Consider the following 24,355-nt stretch of genomic DNA (forward strand, 5'->3'; position numbering starts at 1 on the left):
GCAGCCGGCCCGCGACGAGAGGACCGACGAACATGGCCGAGGTCGCCTACCGGGCCGCGTCCCGCATCTATCCCGGCCCGCCGCCGGTACGCGCCGTCGACAAGCTCGACCTGGAGATCGCCGACGGCGAGTTCCTGGTGCTCGTCGGGCCGTCCGGGTCCGGCAAGTCCACCGCCCTGCGGATGCTCGCCGGCCTGGAGGAGGTCGACGAGGGCGGGATCGAGATCGGTGGCCGCGAGGTCAGCGCGCTCGAACCCAAGGACCGCGACATCGCGATGGTCTTCCAGAACTACGCGCTCTACCCGCACATGAGCGTCGCCGACAACATGGGCTTCGCGCTGAAGCTGCAGCGGGTCGGCCGCGACGAGATCACCCGGCGGGTCCGCGAGGCCGCCGCGCTGCTCGATCTCGTGCCCTACCTGGACCGCAAGCCCAAGGCGCTCTCGGGCGGGCAGCGTCAGCGGGTCGCGATGGGCCGCGCCATCGTCCGCGAACCCGCCGTGTTCCTGATGGACGAACCGCTGTCCAACCTGGATGCCAAGCTGCGGGTGGAGACCCGCGCCGGTGTCGCCGCGCTGCAGCAGCGGCTCGGCGCCACCACCGTCTACGTCACCCACGACCAGGTCGAGGCGATGACGATGGGGCACCGGGTGGCCGTCCTGCGCGACGGGCTGCTCGAGCAGTGCGCGACGCCGCGCGAGCTCTACGACCGCCCGGCGACCGAGTTCGTCGCCGGCTTCATCGGCTCGCCCGCGATGAACCTGCGCTCCGCGCCGCTGGTGCCCGACGGTGCCGACCTGGCCGGACTGACCGTGCCACTGGCGCGCGAGGTGCTGCAGCGGGCGCACCGGGCGGGCCTGGCCGAGGTCACCGTCGGGGTGCGTCCCGAGGGGATGCGGGTCGCCGCCGACGACGAGAAGGCCCTCGACCTGACCGTCGAGCTGGCCGAGGAGCTGGGCTCGGACACCTACCTGCACGGCCGGGTCGGGTCCGACGCCGGCGCCCGCCGGTTCGTGGTGCGCACCGGCGGGGGCGAGGCACCCCCGGTCGGCCGGGAGGTCCGGGTGACACTGCGCGATCCGGGGGCGGTACACGTGTTCGACCCGACGACCGGGATGCGGCTCGGATGAGCGCCGTCCGCAGCTTCCCGCCCGGTTTCGACTGGGGCGCCGCCACCGCCGCCTACCAGATCGAGGGTGCGGTCGACGAGGACGGTCGCACCCCGTCGATCTGGGACACCTACGCACACACCCCCGGTCGCACCGCCCGCGGGGACACCGGTGACGTCGCCGCCGACCACTACCACCGGGTCGACGCCGACGTGGCGCTGATGCGCGAGCTCGGCCTGCACTCCTACCGGTTCTCGATCAGCTGGAGCCGGATCACACCGCAGGTCGACGCCGACGGGACGGGCCCGGTGAACCCCGCCGGGCTCGCGTTCTACTCCCGCCTGGTCGACACGCTGCTCGCCGCGGGCATCACGCCGGTGGTGACCCTCTACCACTGGGACCTGCCCCAGGCCCTGGAGGACGCCGGCGGCTGGACCTCGCGCACGACCGCCTACCGGTTCGCCGAGTACGCCGCCGTCGTCGCCACCGAGCTGGGCGACCGGGTCCGGTTGTTCACCACGCTGAACGAGCCGTGGTGCAGCGCGTTCCTCGGGTACGCCGCCGGGGTGCACGCACCGGGGCGGACCGACCCGGCCGCCGCCCTGGCGGCGGTGCACCATCTCAACCTGGCGCACGGACTGGCCGCGCGGGCGATCCGGGAGCGGGTCCCCTCGGCCAGGATCGCGGTCAGCCTGAACCTGGCCTGGGTGGTTCCGGAGACCGGCTCCGCGGCCGACCTGGACGCCGCGCGCAGGGTCGACGGGCTGCAGAACCGGTTGTTCCTGCAGCCGATGCTGACCGGTGGCTACCCGGCCGACGTGGTCGCCGACACCGCGGGCGTCACGGACTGGTCGTTCGTCCGTCCCGGTGACGAGGAACTCGCCCTCGCCCCACCGGACGTGCTCGGGGTGAACTACTACACCCCCACCCACGTCCGGCACTGGACCCGCGAGCGGCCCCGCGAGACCGCCGACGGACACGGCGACGGCACCGGATCGCCCTGGATCGCCTGCGACGACGTCGAGTTCCCCCGGCCGGTCGGTCCGCTGACCGACATGGGCTGGGGGATCGACGCGCGCGGGCTGGCCGAGGTGGTCCGGCGGATCACCCGCGAGTTCCCCGGACTGGAGATGGTGGTGACCGAGAACGGTGCCGCCTTTCCCGACGAACCCGGTCCGGACGGGACCGTGGCCGACCCGCAGCGGGTCGACTACCTGCGCCGGCACCTCGCCGCGCTGGCCGAGGTGATCGCCGAGGGCGCACCGGTCCGCGGCTACTACGTGTGGTCGCTGCTCGACAACTTCGAATGGGCCTGGGGGTACGCGAAACGGTTCGGCGTGGTGCACGTCGACTACGGCACCCAGGTGCGCACCCCCAAGGACAGCGCCCGGTTCTACGCCGGCGTCGTCCGCACGAACACCCTCACCCTCGACCGCACACCCGACTCAGGAGATGCCGCATGAGCGTGCCAGCCCCCACCCCGGCCGACCGCTTCTCGTTCGGGCTGTGGACCGTCGGCTGGCGCGCCGCCGACCCGTTCGGCGACCCGACCCGCCCGGGCGTGGACGTCGTCGAGGCCGTCGAGCGGCTGGCCGGTCTCGGTGCCTGGGGACTGACCTTCCACGACGACGACCTGTTCGGCTTCGGTGCCGACGCGGGCACCCGCGACAAGCAGGTCGCCCGGCTCCGGGAGGCCTGCGAGGCGACCGGGATGACCGTCCCGATGATCACCACGAACCTGTTCTCGCACCCGGTGTTCAAGGACGGCGGGTTCACCTCCAACGACCGCTCCGTCCGCCGGTTCGCGCTGCGCAAGGTGCTGCACAACGTGGAGCTCGCCGCCGAGCTGGGCGCGCGCACGTTCGTGCTGTGGGGCGGCCGGGAAGGCTCGGAGTACGACTCGGCGAAGGACGTCCGGGCGGCCCTGGACCGTTATCGGGAGGCGATGGACCTGCTCTGCTCACACGTGCTGGACCGCGGTCACGACATCCGGTTCGCGATCGAACCGAAGCCCAACGAGCCGCGCGGCGACATCCTGCTGCCGACCGTCGGGCACGCGCTGGCCTTCGTCGAGCAGCTCGCGCATCCCGAGCTGGTCGGGGTGAACCCGGAGGTCGGGCACGAGCAGATGGCCGGGCTGAACATGGCGCACGGGGTGGCCCAGGCGCTGTGGGCCGGCAAGCTGTTCCACATCGACCTGAACGGCCAGCGCGGGATCAAGTACGACCAGGACCTGGTGTTCGGGCACGGTGACCTGCTCAACGCGTTCGCACTGGTCGACCTGCTGGAGACCGCGGGGTACGACGGGCCGCGGCACTTCGACTACAAGCCCTCGCGCACCGAGGACCTCGACGGGGTGTGGGCCTCCGCCGAGGCGAACATGCGGACCTACCTGTTGCTGCGCGAGCGGGCGGCGGCCTTCCGGGCCGATCCGGAGGTGGTCGCGGCGCTTGCCGAGGCGGGCGTCCCGGAACTGTCCGAGCCGACGCTGGCACCCGGTGAGACCGCCGCCGAGCTGCTCGCCGACCCCTCCGCGGGGGCCGGTTTCGATCCCGGGCCCGCCGGGCGGCGGGGGTACGGCTTCGTCCGCCTGCACCAGCTCGCGCTGGAACACCTCACCGGGGCACGATGACCGGGTGGCCCTCTCCTCCGCGACAGCGCCGGTACGCAGCGCGGAGCTCCGCCGACACAACCTGGGTCTGCTGCTGGGGCAGCTGCGCCGGGCACCGTCGTCGCGGGCCGTGCTGGCCGCGACGACCGGTCTGACCCGGGCGACCGTGGCGAGCCTGCTCGATCCGCTGGTCGCCGCAGGCGTGTTGGCGCAGGGCCCGCCGAGCAGGGGTGGGATCGGGCGGCCGGGGCGGCCGCTGTGGTTCGCCCCGACCGGCCCGGTCGTCGTCGGGGTGTCGGTCGAGGTGGACGGGCTGGTCGCGTGCGTGGCGGGGCTGGACGGCGGCGTCGTCCACCGGATGCAGCGGCACCGCGACCACGCGGGGATGGAGGCCGCCGAGGTGTTCGGCCGGGCCGCCCGGGACGTGCGGGCGCTGTGCGCGCGGGTCGGCCGCCCGGTCGTCGGTGCCGGGGTGGCGGTGCCCGCACCGGTCCGCGGCACCGGCCCGGACGCGGAGCTGCTGCGGGCGCCGAACCTGCCGCTGCTGGCCGGGGCCCGGCCGGCGGAGCTGTTCGGTCGGGTCGCCGACCGTCCGGTCCTGGTCGGGAACGAGGCCACCCTCGGTGCGCTCGCGCACCTGGGGGTCGCGTCCGACTTCGTCTACGTCTCGGCCGGGATCGGGATCGGCGGCGGCATCGTGGCCGGCGGGCGGGTGCTGCCGGGGGCGGCCGGTCTGGCCGGGGAGATCGGGCACGTCGTGATCGAACGGGACGGCCGCTCCTGCGGTTGCGGCGGTACCGGCTGCGTCGAGCAGTACGCGGCGCTGCCCGCGCTCCTCGCCGACGCCGGTGCCGGTACGGCGGCCGAGCTGCGGGTGGCGGTGCGGGCCGGTGAGCCCGCGGCGCTGGCCGCCCTCGGCCGGGCCGGGGCGGCGCTGGGCACCGCTCTCACCTCGGTGCTGCACGTCGTCGACCTGCCGGTGGTGGTGCTCGGCGGCAGCTACACCCCGCTCGGTGACCGGCTGGCCGGCCTCGTCCGGGACGAGATCACCCGGCGCCGTCCGTCGGCGGCGGTCGAGGTGCTGGTGTCCGGGCACGGCCGCCCCGCCGCGGCCCTCGGCACCGCCCGGGCGGTCACCGACCGCGTGCTGGCCGAGCCGGACCTCCTGCTGACCGCGCCGCACACCCCCTGACCCGACCTCACACCTGTTGCAACAGGTGTGAGGCGGGGCTCCGGGGTGTGCGGCGGACCGGCCGGCCGGGGATCAGGCCAGGATCCAGGTGTCCTTCGCGCCACCGCCACGGGACGAGTTGACGATCATCCCGCCCGGCGGGGCGACCCTCGACAGCGCCGAGGGCAGCACGTCCACCTCGGGCAGCGGACCGTGCCCCGCCGACTGGACCGCGAACACCCGCAGGTCGACGGCCTGCGGCTGCAACGTCCCGTCGGTGAACGTCGGGTGTGTGGAGATCCGCACCATGTCCTGGGCGACCCAGCCCGCGGGACGCTCGCGGATCGCGGCGGCGGCCCGCTCCAGCTCGCCCGCGCCGGCGTTCGGGCCGATCACGATGCCGGCGCCGCCGTACCCGTCGACCGGCTTGAGGACGAGCTCGCCGAGCCGGTCGAGCACCTGCTCGCGGGCGGCCGGGTCGACGCACGCCCAGGTCGGGACCGAGGCCAGCACCGGCTCCTCGTCGAGGTAGTAGCGGATCATCGCCGGGACGTAGGCGTAGACGAGCTTGTCGTCGGCGACCCCGTTGCCCGGCGCGTTGCGCAGCGCGACCCGCCCGCGGGCCATCGCGGCCAGCAGCGCCCGCCCGATCGGCCGGTGGTCGGCGCCCCGGGCCAGCGCCAGGTCCTTCTCGTCGATCCGGCGGTAGAGCGTGCTGAGCCGGCGGCGGCGGCCGCCGCCGACCAGGAACACCGCACCGTCGGTGACCTGCAGCCGGCCGGGGGTGACCAGCGGGATCTCCATGGCCTCGGCCAGCAACCGGTGCTCGAAGTACGCCACGTCGCTCTCGCCCGCGGTGAGCAGCGCGGCCTCACCGTCGGGGCCGGCGGGGTCACCGTCGGTGAGCGCGGCGCGCAGCCGGGCCGGGACGTCGTCGAGACCCAGTACCTCCGACGGGGACTCCAGATCGGGCAGCACGCTGCGGATCAACCGGCGGCCGGTCAGCGAGAACCCGATCCCCGACGGCACCCGCAGGTTGTCCTCCAGGACGACCCAGCCGTCGTCGGAGTCGCGGACCAGGTCGATCCCGCCGACCGCGATCCGGACCGCGTCCGACGCGACGAGGGACCCGGAGCGGGTGTGACCCGGCGAGTTGTCCACGACGGCGGCCGGCACGATCCGGTCGCGGATGATCTCGCGGGGCCCGTAGACGTCACGCAGGAACAGCTCGAGCGCCCGGATCCGCTGGGTCAGCCCGTTCGACAGGTGCGCCCAGGAGTCGGGGCCGATGATCCGCGGCACCAGGTCGAGCGGGAACAACCGCTCGCCGTCCTCCCCGGGTTCCACACCCGGCACCGGGAAGGTGACACCGCGCGCCCGCTGCTCGGTGCGCAACGCCGACTCGGCCGCGGTGAGGCCGCGCGGACCGAGCCGTTCCAGCGCCCGGAACAGCCACCCGTAGGCCGGCCGGACCTTGCCGTCGTCGTCGACCGCCTCGTCGTAGCGTGGGGGGCGGTAGTCCGCCAGCAGCTCGGGCGCGACCGGGACGGTCAACGGCGGGGTGCTGCGCGGCTCCTCGCCCTGGGTGCGGGCCACCAGGTCGTCGACCACGTCGGCGAGGGAACCGCGCCGCCCGAAGGCGCGCCGCTGGGCGGCGGCCCCCGACCCGCGGGCCAGCACCGCCTCGGCGAGCTCGGCGACCTGCTCGGCGTCTCCGGTCTGCTCCAGCCACGGCTGCAGCTCGGCGACCAGCGCGCGCAGCTGCACCGCCGGGGAGGCGAGCACCGGCCCGCTGACGTCGACCAGGTCACCCTCCAGCCCGGAGCGGGCGGCCCGCCAGACCGCGGCGCGCAGCAGCTCGTGCCGGACCCGGGGCAGCGGCATCCCGGCCTCGGTGTCGGAGCGAGCCCGCCCGACCAGCGCCCGGAACAGCCCGGCGACCAGCACCACGTCGTCGACCTCGGGGCAGGCGTCGCAGAGCCGCAGCTCGACGGTCGGCAGGTGCGCACTGGGCCGGACGTCGAAGTACAGCATTCCGGCGTCGCTGATCGTGCCGGACGCGATCAGCTCGGCGACCATGGCGTCGTAGTCGGCGGCGGTGGTGACGTCACCGGGCGGGCCCGCGGTGGGCCAGCGCTGCCAGATCATGCTGCGGTAGCTGGCGTAACCGGTGTCGTGGCCGCGCCAGTACGGCGAGCTGGCGGTGATCGCCAGCAGCGTCGGCAGCGCCGGCGCGACCCGGCGCGAGACCTGCACGGCGGTGTCCCGGTCGGGCACGTCGACGTGCACCTGGACCCCGCAGATGTGCTGCTCGCGCACCAGGATCTGGTACTCGTGCTGCATCCGCTCGTAGCGGGCACCCGCGGAGATGTCGTCACCGGAGAGATCGACCAACGGCACCGTCCCGGCGGCGACGACGCCCAGCCCGAGCGGCTCGGCAGCCTCCCGCAGCCGGCCGCGCAACCGGCGCACGTGGTGGCGCAGCTCGTCCAGCGACGGTGTCGCCGGTGAGTTCGTCTCGACCAGCGACCGCTGCAGCTCCGGGGAGAACTCCTTGCCGTCCAGACGTTCCAGCAACCGGTCCACCTCGGGAGCCGCCCGCCGGTCGGCCAGACCGACGACGTGGAACTCTTCCTCGACACCCATCAGCGGCACGCCCCCCATCCGCGTGACGCTAGAGCCGGACTGTTACGAGGGCATGTCGAAGCACGTCGACGTCGGCGCGCCGGACGGTGGCTCAGAGCAGCGACTGCCGCCGGCCCGCCGCGACGGCCTCGCGCCGGGTGCTGACCTCCAGCTTGCGGTACAGGTTCCGCAGGTGGGTGCGGACCGTGTTCGCGCCGATGCCGAGGTCCGGGCGATCTCCTCGGCGGGCGCTCCCCTCCGGGGCCCGGGCGCCGAGGCGGCGCCAGGATCCGTGCTCGATGTCCCCGCGGCGTCACCCGTTGCGGATGAGGCGAGAGTCCGCTGCCGAGGTGGTACGGGCACCCCGGCCCGCAGCGCACCGCGGGGGCGTTCGCCCACTGCGGGTGCAACCGTGACCGCGGTGATGTCGCCGGGGGCAGGCGCGGGCACCCGACTCGGGGGATCGCGGGCCCGTCCGTAGTACCGGTTCACACCGCGATCGCACCGGCGCCCGGCCCGCCGAGCAGCTCGGCGGTGTCCCTGGTGACCCGCTCGGCGGTCCAGGCGCAGGCCAGCGCGTCCAGCACGTCGTCGAGCCGGGCGGCTCCGGGCAGGTCACCCAGCAGGCGGGCCGGATCGATCCACCCGGCGAGCGCGGCGATCCGCTGCCCGGCGCCGCGGGCGGTCTTCTTGGCGGCGAACCGGGTGCCCGGCGCCATCGTCCGGAAGGACAGCTCGGGATGCGCCTCCACCACCGACTCCGGCAGCTCCACCTGCTGGAACTCACGGATCTTCGGCACGATGTTCCAGGTCTGCACGCTGATCCTGCGGCCGGTGACCTGCTGGGCGGCGGCACAGGCATCGGCGTAGGTCCGCGCAGCCAGTACCTGCTCCGGCGGGGTGGGGAACAGCGACGATCGCGCCGTCCCCAGCCGGGCGGCCGCCTGCACCTCGGCCGGGCGGCGCGTCCCGCCGGTCGGGAGCGCCAGCGGGATGTCGACGCCGACCGCGTCGCACCCGGTGGTCAGTTCCAGCACCGCGGGCGCGTCCGGGACCACCGACCAGCTCACCCGGCGTGCCCGGCCGGCACCGGAGAGCACACACACCACCCAGCCCCCGGGGACCCCGTCCACGCCGCCGACGCGCATGGGGGAGGATCCTGCCCCGTGCGCGTCTACCTGGGCAGTGACCACGCCGGTTTCGAGGTCAAGGGCAAGCTCGTCGACCACCTGAGCGGGCAGGGCCACGAGGTGGTCGACGTCGGGGCCCCGACGTACGACGCCCTCGACGACTACCCCGCCTGGTGCATCGAGACGGCCCGCCGGGTCGTCGCGGACCCGGGATCGCTCGGGATCGTGCTGGGCGGCTCCGGCAACGGTGAGCAGATCGCCGCGAACAAGGTGCGGGGGATCCGGGCCGCGCTGGCCTGGAACGAGGCCACCGCGCGGCTCGCCAGGGAGCACAACGACGCCCAGATCATCGGGGTCGGTGCCCGCCAGCACCCGTTCGACGAGGTCGTCGCGATCGTCGAGGCGTTCCTGGCCACCCCGTTCTCCGGCGACGAACGTCACCAGCGGCGGATCGACCAGATGCTCGACTACGAGCGGACCGGCGAGATCGAGCTGCCGAGCTAGTGCCGGAGGGGCACACGCTGCACCGCATCGCGCGGCTGCACCGCAGGCTGTTCGTGAAGCGGCCGGTCGCGGTGTCCAGCCCGCAGGGCCGGTTCGCCGCCTCCGCCGAGCTGCTGGACGGCCAGGTGATGACCGGCGCCGAGGCGCACGGCAAGCACCTGTTCCACCGCTACGGCCCCGGCCGGGTCGTGCACGTGCACCTCGGGCTGTACGGGACCTTCGCCGAGCACGAGCTCCCGGCCCCGGAGCCGGTCGGGGCGCTGCGGATGCGGCTGGTCGGGGAGACGCACTACGCCGACCTGCGCGGCCCGACCGCCTGCGAGCTGCTCACCACGGCCGAGGCGCGAGCGCTGCGGGCCCGGCTCGGGCCGGACCCGCTGCGCCGCGACGCCGACCCGGAACGGGTGTGGGCGCGGATCTCACGCTCCCGCAGCCCGCTCGCCACGCTGCTGATGGACCAGGCGGTGATCGCCGGGGTCGGGAACGTGTACCGGGCCGAGCTGCTGTTCCGGCACGGCCTCGACCCGCTGCTGCCCGGCCGGTCGCTGGACCGGGAGACCTGGGACGCGATGTGGCCCGACCTGGTCGCGCTGATGCGCGACGGCGTCCGCACCGGGCGGATCGACACCGTCGCCCCCGAGCACGACCCGCGCCGCCGCGGAGAGCCCGGCCGGCGCGACCGGCACGGCGGCGAGGTCTACGTCTACCGCCGCGCCGGCCTGCCGTGCCTGGTCTGCGGGACGCCGGTGCGGCACGCCGAGCACGCGGCGCGGAACCTGTTCTGGTGCCCCACGTGCCAGCCGGAACACCGTTAGGGTCCGGCCCGTGGTGGAACAGAAGGCGATCGAGTGCTGGATGACCGACATGGACGGTGTCCTCGTCCGCGAGGGCAGCATCGTCCCGGGTGCGGACACGTTGCTGTCCCGGCTGCGCGACAAGGGCGTCCCGTTCCTCGTCCTGACCAACAACAGCATCCATACCCCGCGTGACCTGCGGTACCGGCTGCAGGCGACCGGGCTGGACGTGCCCGAGGAGTCGATCTGGACCTCGGCGCTGGCGACCGCGGCGTTCCTGTCCGAGCAGCGCCCGCAGGGCAGCGCGTACGTGATCGGCGAGGCCGGGCTGACCACCGCGCTGCACGACGTCGGCTACGTCATCACCGACCGGAACCCCGACTACGTGGTGCTGGGGGAGACCCGCACCTACAGCTTCTCCTCGATCGCGACCGCGATGCGGCTGGTCGAGAAGGGCTCCCGCTTCGTCGCCACCAACCCCGACGCCACCGGGCCGTCGCCGGAGGGCATCCTCCCGGCGACCGGATCGGTCGCGGCGATGATCTCCAAGGCGACCGGGGTGGATCCCTACTTCGTCGGCAAGCCGAACCCGCTGATGATGCGCGCCGCGCTGAACCGGCTGGGCGCGCACTCGGAGTCCACGGTGATGATCGGCGACCGGATGGACACCGACATCCTCGCCGGGCTGGAGGCCGGGATGCGCACGGTGCTGGTGCTCACCGGGATCACCCGGGAGTCCGAGATCGACCGCTTCCCGTTCCGCCCCTCGCGGGTGGTCCCGTCGGTCGCCGATCTGGTCGACGACGTCTGAGCCCGGCGCGGGCGCTTGCGAATCACACGGTTGTGGTTCACCCTCGAACGCATGTACGGAAACGAGGTGTCCTGGTGCCGGTGCGACGGTTGCGGCGCCGAGGCCGAGCTGCCCGCGGCGGAGACCGTCGGGATCGCGGTGCCGTGCCCGGACTGCGCCGACCCGATGGAGCCCGAGTGGACCTGGGAGTCCGCCGCCTGAACGCCGGCCCGATCCGCCGCCCGTCGAGCCCGTGGGCCCGGCGGGCGGCCGGTCCCGTCAGACGCGGAAGCCCAGCGCGCTCTCCTCGCCCCGGCCCGGCGCGGCCACGTGCTCGTCGACGGTGGTCAGCGAGTGCAGCTCGTGCCCGTTGCGCATCGCCGACACCAGTGCGCGCTCCGCGGCCTCGATGCCCTCCGCGACGTCGATGACCGCGGCGAACCGGTCCGGGGCGGCGATGAGCAGCCCGTCGTCGTCGCCGCAGACCAGGTCACCCGGGCCCACCACGATGCCGCCGAACGAGACCGGTTCGTCGATCGTGCCGGGGTCCCGGGTGCTGCCCGAGGCAGGGCAGGTGCCGCGGGCGAAGACCGGCAACCCGAGCGCGCGCAGCCCGCGCAGGTCGCGGACCAGGCCGTCGACGACGATCCCGGCCAGCCCGCGCCGCTTCGCCTCGCTCGCGAACAGCTCGCCCGCCACCGCCCGGGTGCCGCCGGAACCGGCCACCACCAGCACCGACCCCGGTGCGGCCGCGCGCAACGCCGCGAACATCGGCAGGTGGTCGTCCACGCAGGACACGGTGACGGCGGGCCCGACCATCCGGACGTCCGGGACGAGCGCCCGGATGGCCGGGTCCACCACCGGGAAGGTCTTGTCCGCGTCGCACAACGACGACACCTGCATGTCGCGAAGCCGCCCCAGGAGATCCGCCATCACACCATCCTGGCGCCTGCGGGCAGGTGGTGCGAACGCGGAGCGGTGGGGCCCGCCCGCCCCCGTCGCGAGCAGCCACCGGTAGACGATCCGGTGGCTGTGCCGACGCCGCCGGTGACCTAACCCGAGGGCCGGGCACGCCCGATGTAGTCGATCATCGCCTGGTCCGGCCCGCCGGCCGCGATCACCTCACCGGTGTTCTCCACCCGCATCCGGTCGAGCCGGGCACCCAGCTCGGGGTCCCCGCGGTGGAACGACTCCAACAGGCGGTCCCAGCGGGCCGCGAGCTCCCGCACCCGCGGGTCGGCCGGGTCGGTACCGGCGTCCATCTCGGCCCGGACGGCCGCGATCAGGCCCGGCCACTCGGCGGCCGTCGCCTCGCCCTCGGCCCGCCTCGCCTGCAGCTCCGCGACCTGCTCGGGCGTGAAGTACTGCGCGAACGTGTCGTTCACCCTGCTCACCTCGTCGATCATCTCCAGTACGTCCGACAGGGCCGGGTCCGGCACGTCGTGCAACCGCTCGACGACACCGGCCAGGGTGCCGCGCAGCGAGTGCAGCGCGGCGAGCCTGGCGTCGACCTGCTCCAGGTGCGCGGCGAGCACGGCGCCGAACGACCCGGAGGCCAGGAGCCCGCTGATCGCCTCCAGCGGGAGACCCAGCTCCCGCAGGGCGACCACCTGGTAGACGCGGCGGACGTCGCCCTCGTCGTAGACGCGATGCCCGGAGGCGGTCCGCGCCGATGGCACGACCAGGCCGCGCTCCTCCCAGTGGTGCAGCGTGCGCACCGTCAACCCGGTCGCCGCGGCGAGCTCGCCGACCTTCACCCGGTCCTCCTCGTGTCGGGCCGCCACCTCGTGACGGCAGGATCGACGATGCGGCCTCACGTCGCGTGAGGATCAAGCCGATCGGGCCCGGATGTTCGCACCGGGCCCGTGTCACGACACGCGGATGCTGCGACACGCCGTGAGGGAATCACTCCACCGGGTGGCGGCCGAGGTGGTCCACCACGCGCTGCCCGGTCACCCCGGGCGACGGCCCGGGCCCGGGCGGGGACGTTCCGTGGCCGCCGTCGTGGGAGAACCGGTCTCTGCCGTCCCACACCACACTTTCGATGTCCGACGGTGATCGGGTCACCCGTACGGGTCCCGGCCGTATCCCCGGCCGTGACCGCCTGCCTACCGTCCGCTTGCCGTGACGCACAGGGGTCCCGGCAGTGCGCACGAAAGGGGAGAGACATGCGCAGGAAGCTCGCGGTCACCGGCATCGCCGTCGTCGCGGCACTGGTCGCCTTCAGCCCGCTCGCGTCCGCGGCTCCGGCCACCCAGGACGACGACGGCGACTCGTTCGTCCAGGACGTCGGCAACACGAGGGGCGACCAGTTCGGACTGGTGAACCTCGATGACGTCAACGTCCTCAACAACGTCGACGTCTGTCCCGGCATCAACGCCGCCGTGGGCAACGTGCTCGGGATCCTCGGCGGCGGTGCCGCCCAGAACCGGGACAACCCGACCAGCTGCTGACACCCGACCCGCCGGTGTGACGCCGGCGCACCTCCGCCCCGCACCCCGCCGCCACGGGGGCGGGGCGGACGTGTGTTCGGTGGAAGCCGGACACACCCCTTCGCCACGCTGCACACCCGTTGCAGCAGGTGTGCAGCGCGGCGAAGGGGTGTGAGCCGGCTAGTGGAAGACGTAGTCGGCGGGATCCACCCGGCGGGTGCGCTCGTCGTACTCGCGCATGTAACCGGGCCAGTTGGTGACGATCCGGCCGTGCTCGTCGCGGTACCAGGAGTCGCAGCGGGTCCAGGCGGTCCCGGTGAACCGCGCCTGGATCTCGGCGTCGTAGGCCCGCTCGACGTCACCGCGCACCTCCACCGCCCTCACCCCGCGCCGCTGTGCCTCCTGCAGCGTCTCCCGGACGTAGCGGACCTGGTGCTCGAGGTAGCGGATGATCGAACCACCCGAGGTGTTCGTGTTCGGTCCGTAGAGCACGAACATCGACGGGAAGCCGGGCACCGTCATCCCCAGGTAGGCGTGCGCCCCGCCGGCCCACTCGTCGGTGAGCGAGCGCCCACCGGGGCCGGTGATCTCCATCGGGAACATGAAGTCGGTGGCCGCGAACCCGGTGCCCCAGATGATGGTGTCCACCTCGTGCGTCCGGCCGTCGGCGGTGCGCACGCCCTCCGGCACGATCTCGGTGATCTTCTCGGTCTCCAGCGACACGTTGTCCCGCTGCAGGGCGGGTAGCCAGTGCGAGCTGAACAGCACCCGTTTGCAGCCGAAGGTGTAGTCCGGCCACACCGCGCGTCGCAGCTGCGGATCGCGCAGCTGCGAGCGCATGAACAGCGTCGAGTACAGCTTCCCGAGCCGGCCCCAGGTGGCCGGGTGCCGGATCATCAGGGTGATCGACTCGCAGTACTCGGTGATGAACCGGCGGCGCCACCGGGCCAGGCCCGGGACGTGCTCGATCGCCGCCCGCCACCACCGGGGGAACGCACGGTTGCGGCGCGGCAGGAACCAGTTCCCGCTCCGCTGGAAGACGCTCAGGTGGCCGACCTGCGGCGCGATCGCGGGCACGAACTGGACCGCGCTCGCCCCCGTCCCGATCACGGCGACCCGGCGGCCGCGCAGGTCGTGCCCGTGGTCCCAGCGGGCCGAGTGGAACGCGTGGCCGGCGAAGCTCTCCACACCGGGGATGTCGGGAACGACCGGGCGGTTCAGCTGGCCGGTCGCGACGATCAGCACGTCGGCGCTCCAGGTCCGGCCGTCCTGCGCGGTGAGTGTCCAGGGGGCTCCGGTGTGCGGGCGGTCGGCGGCGACGATCCGGACACCGGTCTCGACCAGCTCGTCGACGCCGAACTCGCGTGCCACGTCCTGCAGGTAGGCGAGGATCTCCGGCTGCGGGGAGCACAGCCGTGACCAGTCGGTGCGCTGGGCGAACGAGAACGAGTACAGGTGGCTCGGGACGTCGCACGCCGCACCCGGGTAGGTGTTGTGCAGCCAGGTGCCGCCGAGCCCCGGGGCGGCGTCGAGGATCGTGACGTCCCGGATGCCGTGCGCGCGCAGCTCGATCGCTGCGGCGATTCCGCCGAACCCGGCGCCGACGACGAGAACGCTCGGTGCGTGCATGGGACCTCCCTGTCACCGACTGCGGGGGTCACCGTATCGATCACCGGGTGGGTCACGAATGCCCGGTTCGGCCCGCGCGGGCCGAACGGGTACCGGGCGCAGGATGCGGGGGGCCCCGCGGTAGAGCACTGTGGAGCACAGTGGCGCACGACGGTCCGGCCGCAGCGGTGCCGGCCGGGAACTGGGGGACGTGGACGATGAGTGCGGTCGTGGTCGGTGTGGACGGATCGGACGCGGCGCTCGACGCGGTCCGGTGGGCCGCCCGGGAGGCCGCGGCCCGGCACGCCGAGCTGGAGCTGGTGTACGCCTACGACGTGGCCGGGCTCTACGCCGACGCGTCGATCGCGCCGCTGCTCGACGACGTCGAGACCGCCCTGGGTGAGGAGGCCCGGACGGTCCTCGACGCCGCCACCGCGGTGGCGGCGCAGACCGCCCCGGGTGTGCCGGCCCGGGCCCGCGAGGACCGCGAGTCACCGTCGGCGGCGCTGCGCGAGGCGTCGCGGACGGCGGAGCTGCTGGTGCTCGGTTCGGGGAGCAGGGGCCGGATCGGCACCGCTCTCGGTTCGGTGACGCTCGCCGTGGTGTCGCACGCCGAATGCCCGGTCGTCGTCGTCCGCGGTACCGAGCACGTCGACGCCCCGGTGCTGGTCGGGGTGGACGGCGGCCCGCTGTCGGACACCGCGCTGGCGCACGCGTTCGCGATGGCCTCGGCGCACGGCGCCGGCCTGGTCGCGCTCTACGCCTGGCACGACGGCAGGTCCCCGGCCCTGCGCGCGGCAGGGGCCTTCGACCGGCTCCGCGACACCGAGGAGCGCGCGCTCGCCGAGCGGCTCGCCGGCTGGTCGCAGCGCTACCCGGAGGTCGCCGTCGAACGGGTCATCGAGCGGGCGGAGCCGGGGCGGGCGCTGGCGCAGCGCAGCGCGTCCGCCCGGTTGGTGGTCGTGGCGACCCGGGGCCGGGGCGGGTTTACCGGACTGCTGCTGGGCTCGACCGGTCTGTCGCTGATCCAGCACGCCGAGTGCCCGGTGATGCTGGTCGGGCCGGAGGCGAGCTGATCCCGGGGCGCACCCGGCAGCGGTGACCGGCGCACTCCCCGAGGACGCCGGTCCGGGGGACCGCAGGCCCGCACCGGCCGGCCCCGCAGGTGCGGGACGCCCGGTTCCGGGCCCTGCACCCTCAGGAGCCGGTCGGATGCTGTTCCAGTGCGGCGGCGAGGTCGTCGACGGTGATCTCCCCGCGGTACTGCTCGCCGTTGACGAACAGGGTCGGCGTGCCACGCACCCCGCTGCGGACCGCGGCGTTGAACCCGGCCTCCACCCGGTCCTCGACGGCGCGGGTGGCCGGCCAGAGCACCCGTTCCGGTCGTACCCCGGCGGTCTCGGCGTGCCCGGCCAGATCGGCCTGGCTCAGCCGGGGCGGGCCCGGCGTGAACATCGCGTCGTGCATCTGCCAGAACCGGCCCTCCAGCGCCGCCATCTCGGCGGCCAGTGCCGCGGCGATCGCGTGCGGGTGCAGCTCGTGCAGCGGGAAGTGCCGGAACACGAACCGGAGCCGCTCACCCAGCCGTTCCCGGACCTGCCCGATCACCGGCACGGCGGCCCGGCAGTAGGGGCACTCGTAGTCGCCGTACTCGACGAGGGTGAGCTCAGCACCCGGCGGACCCAGCGTGTGGTCGTAGGGGCCGACCGGGGGATCGAGCGAGCCGATGGGACACCTCCTGCAGACGGGGTGCACGGTGCAACGGCAGGATCGTCGCATGGCGGTCACCACCCTGGTCGAGCGCGGCGATCTGTCCGACGCCGCCCGGCGCTTCCTCGGCACCGAGTCCGGTTCGGCGGTGCTGCTGATCGTCGCCGCACTCGCCGCGCTGATCTGGGCGAACAGCGGCGCGGACTACGAGGCCTTCTGGCACACCGAGCTGGCGATCCGGCTCGGCAGCGGCGAGCTGGCGCTCGATCTGCGGCACTGGGTGAACGACGGCCTGATGGTCCTGTTCTTCCTGTCCGTCGGTCTGGAGATCGCCCGCGAGACCACGCTCGGCGAGCTGCGGGGCGCGCGGGCGATCGCGGCTCCGGCAGCGGCGGCCGCCGGCGGGCTCGTGGTGCCCGCGCTGGTGTTCCTCGCGCTCAACGCCGGTGGGGAGGCGGCCGGCGCCTGGGGCATCGCGATCTCCACCGACACCGCCGTGATGCTCGGTGTGCTGGCGCTGCTCGGCCCGCGCTGCCCGGACCAGCTGCGGGTGTTCCTGCTGGCGTTGGCGATCGTCGACGACATCGGTGCGGTCGCGGCGATCGCGCTGTTCTACACCGACGAGGTCGACCTGGTCGCGCTGCTGGTGGCGGTGGTGCTGCTGGCCGGGCTGCTCGGACTGCGGCACGTCCGGTTCTGGCGGACCCCGTGCTACGCCGTGATCGGGATCCTGACCTGGCTGGCGGTGCTGCGCTCCGGGGTGCACCCCAGTGTCGTCGGCGTCGCGCTCGGCCTGCTGGTGAACGCCTACGCACCGCGTCGCCAGGAGATGACGGCCGCTATCGGGGCCGGCAAGAACTTCCTGCTCGACCCGACCCCGCAGCGGGCCCGGGCCGCACAGGTCGTCGCGGTCGCCGCGGTCTCCCCGAACGAGCGCCTGCAGCAGCGGATCCAGCCGTGGAGCAGCTACGTGATCGTGCCGCTGTTCGTGCTCGCCAACGCCGGCGTGCTGCTGAACGCACAGACCCTGTCCGCTGCGGCGTCCTCCCTGCTGACCTGGGGAATCATCCTCGGTCTGGTGGTCGGGAAGCCGATCGGCGTCGCCGCGGGGACCTGGGTCGTGCTGCGCACCGGCCTGGGCCGGGTGCCGGACACGCTGCGCTGGGGGCAGCTGCTCGGTGGGTCCGCGTTGTCCGGGATCGGGTTCACGGTGGCGCTGTTCGTCACCGAGCTGGCCCTCGACGACGAGCTGCTGATCGCCGAGGCGAAGATCGGGATCCTGGCCGGGTCGATCCTGGCGGCGCTGTCGGGATGGCTGGTGTTCCGGCTGGCGGGGGAGCGGGGCGGCCAGTGCTCACCGAGCGGGCTGCCGACGTTGCCGCCGCGGCCGTGGCGCCCGGTGGACTGACTACGGGCCGATCCGTGCGGTCCCGGCCGCCGCGCCGGTCAGGAAGCCGCGCAGCCGCTCCGCCTCGGCGGCCACGGCGTCGGTCTCGGCCCGGGTGAACGGGCGCAGCGGGTGCACCGTGAGATCGTCCCCGGAGGTCGTCCAGGTCGCGGCCACCCGGCCGTCGAGGAGCACGAACCGGGCACCGGTGACGCTCAGGCCGCGGTGCGCGTCGTCGATGATCCGGCTGCGGTCGTCGAACCCGAGCACGACGTTGTCGAAGGCGGGCAGGAACCGCGGCGGCGCCGGGGTGTCCGGACCTGGCAGGGGAGCGTCGTCGACGTCGAGCAGCGTGCGGCCGCGCTCGTCGCGGAAGGTCCGCAGCTGCGGGCGCAGTCGCGTGACGACGGCGGGCAACCCGGTCAGGCCGCACCAGGCGCGCAGGTCGGCGCCGGCGGCCGGGCCGAACGCGCGCAGGTAGCGCAGCACCAGCGCGGCGGCGTCCGGTTCCGGATCGGGCTCGCGCCCCAGCCAGGCACCGACGGTCGTGAGCCGGGCCGGTCCGGTGCCGTCCCAGGTGCCCCGGGGCGGTACCTGGACCAGCGGGATCACCGAGACGGCGGCGTCGGCGAGTGCTGCGTGGCTCGCCCCCGGGAACCGGCCGGCGACGAGCCGGGCGACCTCGGCGCCGGTGCGCGGGCTCTCGGCGAACCACGGGCGCACGGCCTCGGCGAGCTCGGCCGGGTCCACCCCGGGCAGCTCGGCCCGGCGCGCCCCCCAGGTCCGCTGGGTGATCATCGGTTGGCACAGGCCGCGGAAGGCGAGGCAGTCGGCGGCCGTCACTAGGTGCACGGTCCGGCGGATCAGCACGGTGCGCACCAGCGTCCGCTCGTGCAGAGCGGCGGAAACGGGCGCCGGGTCGAACTCCGCCACGCGGGACCACAGTCCGGTGTACGGCTCGCGGGGCTCCTGGGCCTGCAGGCCACCGAGCCGGTCGACGATCCCGGCGGGATCCGGGCCGTGCCGGTCGAGCAGGTGCTGGCGGGCGAGGGTCGCCCGGGTCAGTGCCCGCCGGTCCAGCACGGTCACCGGGCGGACCGCAGAGTGTCGACAACCGGGCTGCGCAGCCGGTCGGGCCCCGCGTCGATCCACCGGACCGGGATCTCGGGCCGCCCTGTCCCCGGTCCGAACGCCCCGGGTGCGGAGGCGGTCACCACCACCGGTGGTCGAGCGGGTCGACGGGCGAGGGTGGGGTGCGGATCATGGCGGGAAGCAGAGCAGAGCCACCTCCTTCGGGCAACTGCACACACGTTCGAGGAGGACTGTGACTTACATCACCCATAAGACCCCGTGAGGATCTGTGGACGCATGTGTCCCACTGATGCCGAGGAAGGGGATCGACGCCCCGTGAGCCACCCGGGGGGTGTCACGGGCCTCGGACCGGCCGGGCCCACCCGGGGGCGGGCCCGGCCGGGGTTATCGAACGAGGGGGCTCCGAGTTGCCGCGGGTGGGGGAGAACGATCGGCTCGACGCGGCCGCCGACGACTGGCTGATCAGGAAGGTCAAGGACGGTGATGTCGACGCCTACGAGGAGCTGGTGCGCCGGCACCGGGACCGGATCTACCGGATCGCGCTGCGGATGGTGGGAAATCCGCACGACGCCGAGGACGTCGCCCAGGACGTCGTCGTCTCGCTGTGGACCGCGCTGACCGGGTTCGCCGGGGACAGTCTGTTCACGACCTGGCTGTATCGGGTGGTGGTGAACCGGTGCATCAACCTGATCAACCGGCGGCCCCGGTTCGAACCGCTGGACGACCCGGATGTGACCGTCTCGCCGGGGGCGGACCTGCAGGTCGAGGCCAGGGGACATGCCCACGCGGCGCTCGCGGCGGTCACCGCGCTGCCCGCCGAGTTGCGTGCGCCGGTGGTGCTCGTCGACATCGAGCAGATGACGTACCAGGAGGTGGCAGCCATCCTGAACGTGTCCGAGGCGACGGTCCGGGGGCGGCTGTACCGGGCGCGACGGCGACTGCTCGACACGTTGCGGGAGTGGGCATGACCAGCCACGACGAGCACTCCGTGACGGGCGACCGGCTGGCCTGCGGGCGTCCGGTGGACGAGCTGCTCGATCAGGTCGCCGCCGGGCGCGCCGACCGGCGTGACGACCACCAACAGGGCTGCGTGCACTGCCAGGCCGCTCTGGGCGAGTACCGGCGATTGTGGTCGCCGGTCCACGAGCTCGCCGCCCAGCCGGTGGCCGCGCCACGGGGCCGGATCGACCGGATCCTGCGCCAGATCCGCGGCGTGCTCGCCGAGCCCGACCACGCCGTGCTGGCCGGCCCGGACGGTGTCACCCGGATCGCCGCCCGGGTGATCGTGGTGACCGCCCGCCGCTCCGCGCAGTCGGTGCCCGGCGTCCGGGTCGCGCTGAGCCGGACGCTCGGTGCGGGCGGTGCGGAGCGGGCGGGCGGTGCCGGGGGCACGGACGGTGACGTCGTCGCGGGCGTCGCCGGAGCGAGCACGGCGATCGAGATCGTGCTCGCCGCCGACTACGGCCAGGACCTGCACGCGCTCGCCGACCGGGTCCGGCGGACCGTCGCCGAGCGGGTCAGCCGGTTGACCGGCCTGTCGACGACCGAACTGACCGTCGTGATCGACGACGTGCTGGAATGACCGGCCCCCGGGTGGAGACCGACGAGCTCACGGCCGACCCGTTGCGGGCGACCGCCGAGTGCCGCTCGGACGGTTCGGTCGTGGTTCGGTGCCGGGGCGGGATCGACGCGGCCACCGCGCCGCCGCTGACCGACTTCCTGATCCACTGGGTCGACCGGTGCTGCTGCGTCGAGCTGGATCTGTCCGGGGTGGACCACCTGGCGGCTGCCGGGGTCACCGCCGTCCTGACCGGTTGTGGGCACGCCGACCGGGAGGGACGGCACCTGCGGCTGGGGCCGGACCGGCCCCGCGCGGTGGGGCGGGTGCTGGCCGCAGCCCGGATCGTCGTCGGCGACCGCCCGGTGGCGACGTGCCCGCGGCACCGGGAGCCCGCCGCCTGACGGTCACCGGGCACCGGGCCCGCGCGCTTCACCCCGGGGTCGCGGCGGTCTCCCCCCATCTCCATGCCGATCGCAGTTCCTGGTGGCGCCAGAACTCGGCGAACCGGCCGCCCGCCGCCCGCAGCCCGGCCACCGTGCCGTCCTCGACGATCCGGCCGTCCTCGACGAACAGCACCCGGTCGGCGTGCCGGATGCTCGCGAGCCGGTGCGCGACGACCACCCGGGTACGCGGGTACGGGTCGGCGGAGAGCGCCTGCACGACGGCGGTCTCGGTCTCCGTGTCCAGTGCGCTGGTGGCCTCGTCGACGAGCAGCAGCGGCGCGGGTTTCAGCAGCGCCCTGGCGATCCCGATCCGCTGACGCTCGCCGCCGGACAGCGTCGTCCCGGCCTCCCCGATGCGGCTGCGGTCGCCGTCGGGCAGCCGGTCGACGATCTCCCGAACCCGGGCCGCGCCGGTCACCGCCGCGAGGGTGGCCGGGTCGGCGTCCGGGGCGCCGACGAGCACGTTGTCGCGCAGCGTGCCCTCGAACAGGTACGGATCCTGGAACACCATCGAGACCAGGGCGCGGCGCTGCCCGGCGTCGAGCCGGGCGACGTCGACGCCGTCCACCCGGATGGTGCCGCGGTCGGGATGGTGCAGCCCGGCGAGCAGCGCGAGGATCGTGCTCTTGCCCGACCCGGAGGGCCCGACGATCGCGGTGGTGCTGCCCGGCTCCAAGGTGAGGTCGAGCCGGTCGAGCACCGGTGGGCCGTCCGCCCGGTAGCCGAAGGTGACGCCGTCGAGCTCGACCCGCGGCGCCGCGGCCGGCAGCGGGCCACCGGGGCCCGCCGGGTCGGTGGGGGCGTCGAGCACCGCGCGGATCCGCCGCAGCGTCGCGCGGGTCGTGCCGATCCCGCCTGCCAGGTCGGCCAGCGCGGTGAAGGGTTCGAGGAAGCGGGCGAGCACGACGACCAGCGCGATCGCCTCCGGCGCGGACAGCGTGCCGCGCACGGCGAGCAGCGTCGTCGTACCGGCCAGCAGGATCAGCGCGATCTGCGCGGCGATCCCGAACAGCAGCTGGCCCGGCACGTGGAACAACAGCAGCCGCAGGGTGGCGCCGTGCTGAGCACCCAGTGCCCGCCCGACCTCGCTGCGGGCCGGGTCGACCCGCCGGGCAGCACGCAGCGCCTGCTGGGTGCGGGCGAACTCGACGATCCGCTCGGTGAGCTCCCGGTTGGTGGCCGCCGCCTCCTCGTCGGACCGGCGGGTGATCCGACCGCTCGCCCACAGCACGCCGAACAGCACCGGCACCGCCGCTGCGGCGGCGAGCCCGAGCGGCCAGGCGACCCAGAACAGCGCGACCGCGATCGCCGCGGGCAGCAGCAGCGCCGAGGCCAGCGGCGTGACCAGGTAGACGATCAGCCCCACCAGCTCCGGCCCACCGGACCCGATCGACGCGCGGGCGGTCGCGGTGTTGTCCGCGTCGAGCCAGCCGAGCCGGATCCGGGTCAGCCGGTCGGCCATCGCGTGCTGGGTCCGGTCCAGCAGCGAGAAGCCGATCCGGAACCCGAGCCGGGCGACGACGACGTCGGTCGCCCAACCACCGACGGTGACCGCGGTGAGCACCGCCAGCCAGGGCAGCGCGGCCGACGGGTCCGGGCCGAACAGGGCACCCACCAGCGGGACCAGCAGCACCGCCGCGGCGGCCCGCAGCAGCACCGTGAGCACGGTGAACGCCGCGTGCGCGACGACCGTGCGCCGGCTGCCGTCGGGCAGCAGGGACAGCAACGTGCGGATCACCGGTGCGCCTCCTCGGTCACGGTCGCGCCGGACTCCCAGAGCCTGCGGTAACGGCCCTCGGCGGCGAGCAGCTCGTCGTGCGTGCCGGTCTCGACGATCCGGCCCCCGTCGAGGACGACGATCCGGTCCACCCCGGTGACGGTGTGCAGCCGATGCGCGACGAGGAGGACCGTCCGGTCCCGGGTGAGCCGGTCGAGCGCCTGCTGGACCAGGAACTCCGACTCCGGGTCGGCGAACGCGGTCGCCTCGTCGAGCACCAGCACGGGCGTGTCGGCGAGGATCGCGCGGGCGATGGTGATCCGCTGGCGTTCCCCGCCGGACAGCGCGACGTCGTCACCCAGCATCGTGTCGTAGCCGCGGGGCAGCTGCAGGATCCGCTCGTGGATCCGGGCGTCGCGGGCGGCGGCCTCGACCGCGGTGTCCGGCGCGTCGGGCACGGCGAGCGCGATGTTCTCCCGGACGGTGCCGCGCACGAGCTGCGCGTCCTGCAGCACGAACCCGACCCGGGCGTAGAGCTGGTCCGCGCTCAGTGAGCGGACGTCGTCACCACCGACCCGGACCGCACCGGAGCCGACGTCGTGGAAGCGGGCGAGCAGTGCCGCCAGGGTCGACTTGCCGGAGCCGGACGGGCCGACCAGCGCCGTCACCGTCCCGGGGCGCAGGGTGAGCGTCACGTCGTCGAGCACCGGTACGCCCGGCCGGTAGGCGAAGCCGACGTGGTCGAACTCGACCACACCGGGTCGGGCGTCGTCGGTGCTGCCGGGGCGGGTCTCCAGCTCGGGCTCGTCCAGCGCGACGGCGATCCGACGGGCGGCAGTGCGGCCCTCCCGGATCCCAGCCATGCCGTAGCCGATGCCGAGCAACCGGGCGCCGAACGTCGTCCCGAGCAACAGGAACGGCAGCAGCGCCACCGGATCCAGGGCCCCGGTGACGACCATCGGCGTGCCCACGACCAGCACCAGCCAGAGGAACGTGCCCGGCCGGGTCGCCACCTCCATCACCGTGCGGGCGCCGACGAAGGGCCGCTGCCAGGCGTGCAGGAACGCGAGGTACTCGTCGAGCCGGTGACGGAACGGCGAGGCCGCGGCACCACCGAACACCCGGATCACCGGTTGCCCGGCCAGGAAGCCACCTGCCTCGTCGGCCATCCGCTCGAACCAGCGCAGCGCCTGCGGGATCCGCGCCCCGGACACCGCGATCATCGACGCGGTCGCGCCGACGTAGACCAGCACCGGTACGAGCAGTACCAGCGCGAGCCGCCAGTCCACGGCGAACAGGTAGACCAACACCGCGACCGGCGCGACGACCGCGGCCACCGCGTCCGGTACGGCATGTGTCACCAGGTGGTGCAGGGTGAGGGTGTCGCCCTGCACCAGGTGGGACACCGATCCGGAGCCGCGGGCGGTGAACCAGCCCAGCGGCAACCGGGAGAGTCGGTCCAGCAGCCGCTTCCGCAGGTCCCGGGAGAACCGGGCGTCGACCAGGTGCAACCAGAGCGCCAGCAGCGCGGCGAGGCCGGTGCCGATCCCGAGCAGGACCAGCGCGGTGATCCCGAGCGCCCACAGCTCGTCGGGGGTCGCGCCGGCGAGCAGTCGCGAGCCAGCTCGACCAGCAGCAGGTAGGGGGCGAGCTCGACGAGGGTGACGACGG

General features: G+C 74.2%; 24 protein-coding genes. 14 read left to right on the forward strand and 10 right to left on the reverse strand.

Annotation, left to right across the window (positions count from 1 at the left end; translation table 11 throughout):
* Positions 1–32: 32 nt before the first annotated feature.
* Genes ugpC through AB0J24_RS06705 form a run of 4 tightly spaced genes read left to right on the forward strand, consistent with a single transcriptional unit; the run spans position 33 to position 4,912 of the window.
* Positions 33–1,130 carry a sn-glycerol-3-phosphate ABC transporter ATP-binding protein UgpC gene (gene ugpC, locus AB0J24_RS06690; RefSeq protein WP_358676522.1) on the forward strand — a complete coding sequence of 366 codons (1,098 nt, stop codon included), beginning with the start codon at positions 33–35 and terminating at the stop codon, positions 1,128–1,130.
* Positions 1,127–2,572 carry a GH1 family beta-glucosidase gene (locus AB0J24_RS06695; protein ID WP_358676525.1) on the forward strand — a complete coding sequence of 482 codons (1,446 nt, stop codon included), beginning with the start codon at positions 1,127–1,129 and terminating at the stop codon, positions 2,570–2,572. Before ugpC ends, AB0J24_RS06695 begins: the two co-directional genes overlap by 4 nt.
* Positions 2,569–3,741: a xylose isomerase gene (gene xylA / locus AB0J24_RS06700; protein WP_358676527.1), complete on the forward strand. Its 1,173-nt coding sequence runs from the start codon at positions 2,569–2,571 to the stop codon at positions 3,739–3,741. Before AB0J24_RS06695 ends, xylA begins: the two co-directional genes overlap by 4 nt.
* A gap of 4 nt (positions 3,742–3,745) precedes the next feature.
* Positions 3,746–4,912 carry an ROK family protein gene (locus AB0J24_RS06705; RefSeq protein WP_358676530.1) on the forward strand — a complete coding sequence of 389 codons (1,167 nt, stop codon included), beginning with the start codon at positions 3,746–3,748 and terminating at the stop codon, positions 4,910–4,912.
* Between the two features lie 72 nt (positions 4,913–4,984).
* Here the strand turns inward: AB0J24_RS06705 and AB0J24_RS06710 are convergent, their stop codons facing one another.
* From AB0J24_RS06710 to AB0J24_RS06720, 3 genes are all read right to left on the reverse strand, one after another.
* Complete coding sequence (locus AB0J24_RS06710) at positions 4,985–7,555, reverse strand: carboxylate--amine ligase/circularly permuted type 2 ATP-grasp protein (protein ID WP_358676533.1); 2,571 nt, start codon at positions 7,553–7,555, stop codon at positions 4,985–4,987.
* 73 nt (positions 7,556–7,628) lie between these two features.
* Positions 7,629–7,817: a LuxR C-terminal-related transcriptional regulator gene (locus tag AB0J24_RS06715; RefSeq protein WP_358677356.1), complete on the reverse strand. Its 189-nt coding sequence runs from the start codon at positions 7,815–7,817 to the stop codon at positions 7,629–7,631.
* 187 nt (positions 7,818–8,004) lie between these two features.
* Positions 8,005–8,664 carry a DUF429 domain-containing protein gene (locus AB0J24_RS06720; protein WP_358676536.1) on the reverse strand — a complete coding sequence of 220 codons (660 nt, stop codon included), beginning with the start codon at positions 8,662–8,664 and terminating at the stop codon, positions 8,005–8,007.
* Between the two features lie 18 nt (positions 8,665–8,682).
* Between AB0J24_RS06720 and AB0J24_RS06725 the strand changes: the two genes are divergently transcribed.
* The 4 genes from AB0J24_RS06725 to AB0J24_RS06740 are packed head-to-tail and all read left to right on the forward strand — an operon-like array spanning position 8,683 to position 10,956.
* A complete protein-coding gene (locus AB0J24_RS06725; RefSeq protein WP_358676538.1) occupies positions 8,683–9,150 on the forward strand; it encodes a ribose-5-phosphate isomerase in 468 nt (155 codons plus the stop codon).
* Positions 9,150–9,965, forward strand: a complete 816-nt coding sequence (locus tag AB0J24_RS06730) for a DNA-formamidopyrimidine glycosylase family protein (protein ID WP_358676543.1) — start codon at positions 9,150–9,152, stop codon at positions 9,963–9,965. The genes AB0J24_RS06725 and AB0J24_RS06730 overlap by 1 nt, the downstream gene beginning before the upstream one ends.
* 49 nt (positions 9,966–10,014) lie before the next feature.
* Complete coding sequence (locus tag AB0J24_RS06735) at positions 10,015–10,755, forward strand: HAD-IIA family hydrolase (RefSeq protein ID WP_358677359.1); 741 nt, start codon at positions 10,015–10,017, stop codon at positions 10,753–10,755.
* Positions 10,756–10,806: 51 nt separating this feature from the next.
* Positions 10,807–10,956, forward strand: coding sequence for a hypothetical protein (locus AB0J24_RS06740; RefSeq protein ID WP_358676546.1), 150 nt, complete (start codon positions 10,807–10,809; stop codon positions 10,954–10,956).
* 57 nt (positions 10,957–11,013) lie between these two features.
* Here AB0J24_RS06740 and AB0J24_RS06745 read toward each other — a convergent pair whose 3' ends face one another.
* Positions 11,014–11,667, reverse strand: coding sequence for an RraA family protein (locus AB0J24_RS06745; RefSeq protein WP_358676549.1), 654 nt, complete (start codon positions 11,665–11,667; stop codon positions 11,014–11,016).
* Positions 11,668–11,786: 119 nt separating this feature from the next.
* Positions 11,787–12,518 (reverse strand): MerR family transcriptional regulator, encoded by a 732-nt coding sequence (locus AB0J24_RS06750; RefSeq protein ID WP_358676552.1) that lies wholly within the window; start codon positions 12,516–12,518, stop codon positions 11,787–11,789.
* Between the two features lie 384 nt (positions 12,519–12,902).
* On the opposite strand from AB0J24_RS06750, the gene AB0J24_RS06755 reads away from it, so the two are divergent.
* Positions 12,903–13,187, forward strand: coding sequence for a hypothetical protein (locus AB0J24_RS06755; protein ID WP_358676555.1), 285 nt, complete (start codon positions 12,903–12,905; stop codon positions 13,185–13,187).
* A 159-nt stretch (positions 13,188–13,346) separates the two neighbouring features.
* Here the strand turns inward: AB0J24_RS06755 and AB0J24_RS06760 are convergent, their stop codons facing one another.
* Positions 13,347–14,795, reverse strand: a complete 1,449-nt coding sequence (locus tag AB0J24_RS06760; protein ID WP_358676558.1) for an NAD(P)/FAD-dependent oxidoreductase — start codon at positions 14,793–14,795, stop codon at positions 13,347–13,349.
* Positions 14,796–14,992: 197 nt separating this feature from the next.
* Here AB0J24_RS06760 and AB0J24_RS06765 point away from each other — a divergent pair, with 197 nt between their 5' ends.
* A complete protein-coding gene (locus AB0J24_RS06765) occupies positions 14,993–15,850 on the forward strand; it encodes a universal stress protein (RefSeq protein WP_358676560.1) in 858 nt (285 codons plus the stop codon).
* A gap of 121 nt (positions 15,851–15,971) precedes the next feature.
* Here AB0J24_RS06765 and AB0J24_RS06770 read toward each other — a convergent pair whose 3' ends face one another.
* Positions 15,972–16,529 carry a DsbA family protein gene (locus AB0J24_RS06770; RefSeq protein ID WP_358676563.1) on the reverse strand — a complete coding sequence of 186 codons (558 nt, stop codon included), beginning with the start codon at positions 16,527–16,529 and terminating at the stop codon, positions 15,972–15,974.
* Positions 16,530–16,551: 22 nt separating this feature from the next.
* Here AB0J24_RS06770 and nhaA point away from each other — a divergent pair, with 22 nt between their 5' ends.
* Positions 16,552–17,892, forward strand: coding sequence for a Na+/H+ antiporter NhaA (gene nhaA, locus AB0J24_RS06775; RefSeq protein ID WP_358676566.1), 1,341 nt, complete (start codon positions 16,552–16,554; stop codon positions 17,890–17,892).
* Here nhaA and AB0J24_RS06780 read toward each other — a convergent pair whose 3' ends face one another.
* On the reverse strand, positions 17,893–18,960 hold the full coding sequence (locus tag AB0J24_RS06780) for a winged helix DNA-binding domain-containing protein (protein WP_358676568.1): 1,068 nt from the start codon (positions 18,958–18,960) through the stop codon (positions 17,893–17,895).
* 419 nt (positions 18,961–19,379) lie between these two features.
* Between AB0J24_RS06780 and AB0J24_RS06785 the strand changes: the two genes are divergently transcribed.
* The 3 genes from AB0J24_RS06785 to AB0J24_RS06795 are packed head-to-tail and all read left to right on the forward strand — an operon-like array spanning position 19,380 to position 20,925.
* Complete coding sequence (locus tag AB0J24_RS06785) at positions 19,380–19,931, forward strand: RNA polymerase sigma factor (RefSeq protein WP_358676571.1); 552 nt, start codon at positions 19,380–19,382, stop codon at positions 19,929–19,931.
* Complete coding sequence (locus AB0J24_RS06790; protein WP_358676573.1) at positions 19,928–20,545, forward strand: Asp23/Gls24 family envelope stress response protein; 618 nt, start codon at positions 19,928–19,930, stop codon at positions 20,543–20,545. Before AB0J24_RS06785 ends, AB0J24_RS06790 begins: the two co-directional genes overlap by 4 nt.
* The gene (locus AB0J24_RS06795; RefSeq protein WP_358676576.1) at positions 20,542–20,925 is read left to right on the forward strand and encodes an STAS domain-containing protein; all 384 of its coding nucleotides are present in this window, start codon (positions 20,542–20,544) and stop codon (positions 20,923–20,925) included. Before AB0J24_RS06790 ends, AB0J24_RS06795 begins: the two co-directional genes overlap by 4 nt.
* A gap of 28 nt (positions 20,926–20,953) precedes the next feature.
* Here the strand turns inward: AB0J24_RS06795 and AB0J24_RS06800 are convergent, their stop codons facing one another.
* On the reverse strand, positions 20,954–22,705 hold the full coding sequence (locus AB0J24_RS06800) for an ABC transporter ATP-binding protein (RefSeq protein ID WP_358676579.1): 1,752 nt from the start codon (positions 22,703–22,705) through the stop codon (positions 20,954–20,956).
* Positions 22,702–24,195 (reverse strand): ABC transporter ATP-binding protein, encoded by a 1,494-nt coding sequence (locus AB0J24_RS06805; RefSeq protein ID WP_358676581.1) that lies wholly within the window; start codon positions 24,193–24,195, stop codon positions 22,702–22,704. The genes AB0J24_RS06800 and AB0J24_RS06805 overlap by 4 nt, the downstream gene beginning before the upstream one ends.
* Positions 24,196–24,355 lie beyond the last annotated feature (160 nt).

This window comes from Pseudonocardia sp. NPDC049635 (genome assembly GCF_040659795.1).
Classification (GTDB): Bacteria; Actinomycetota; Actinomycetes; order Mycobacteriales; family Pseudonocardiaceae; genus Pseudonocardia.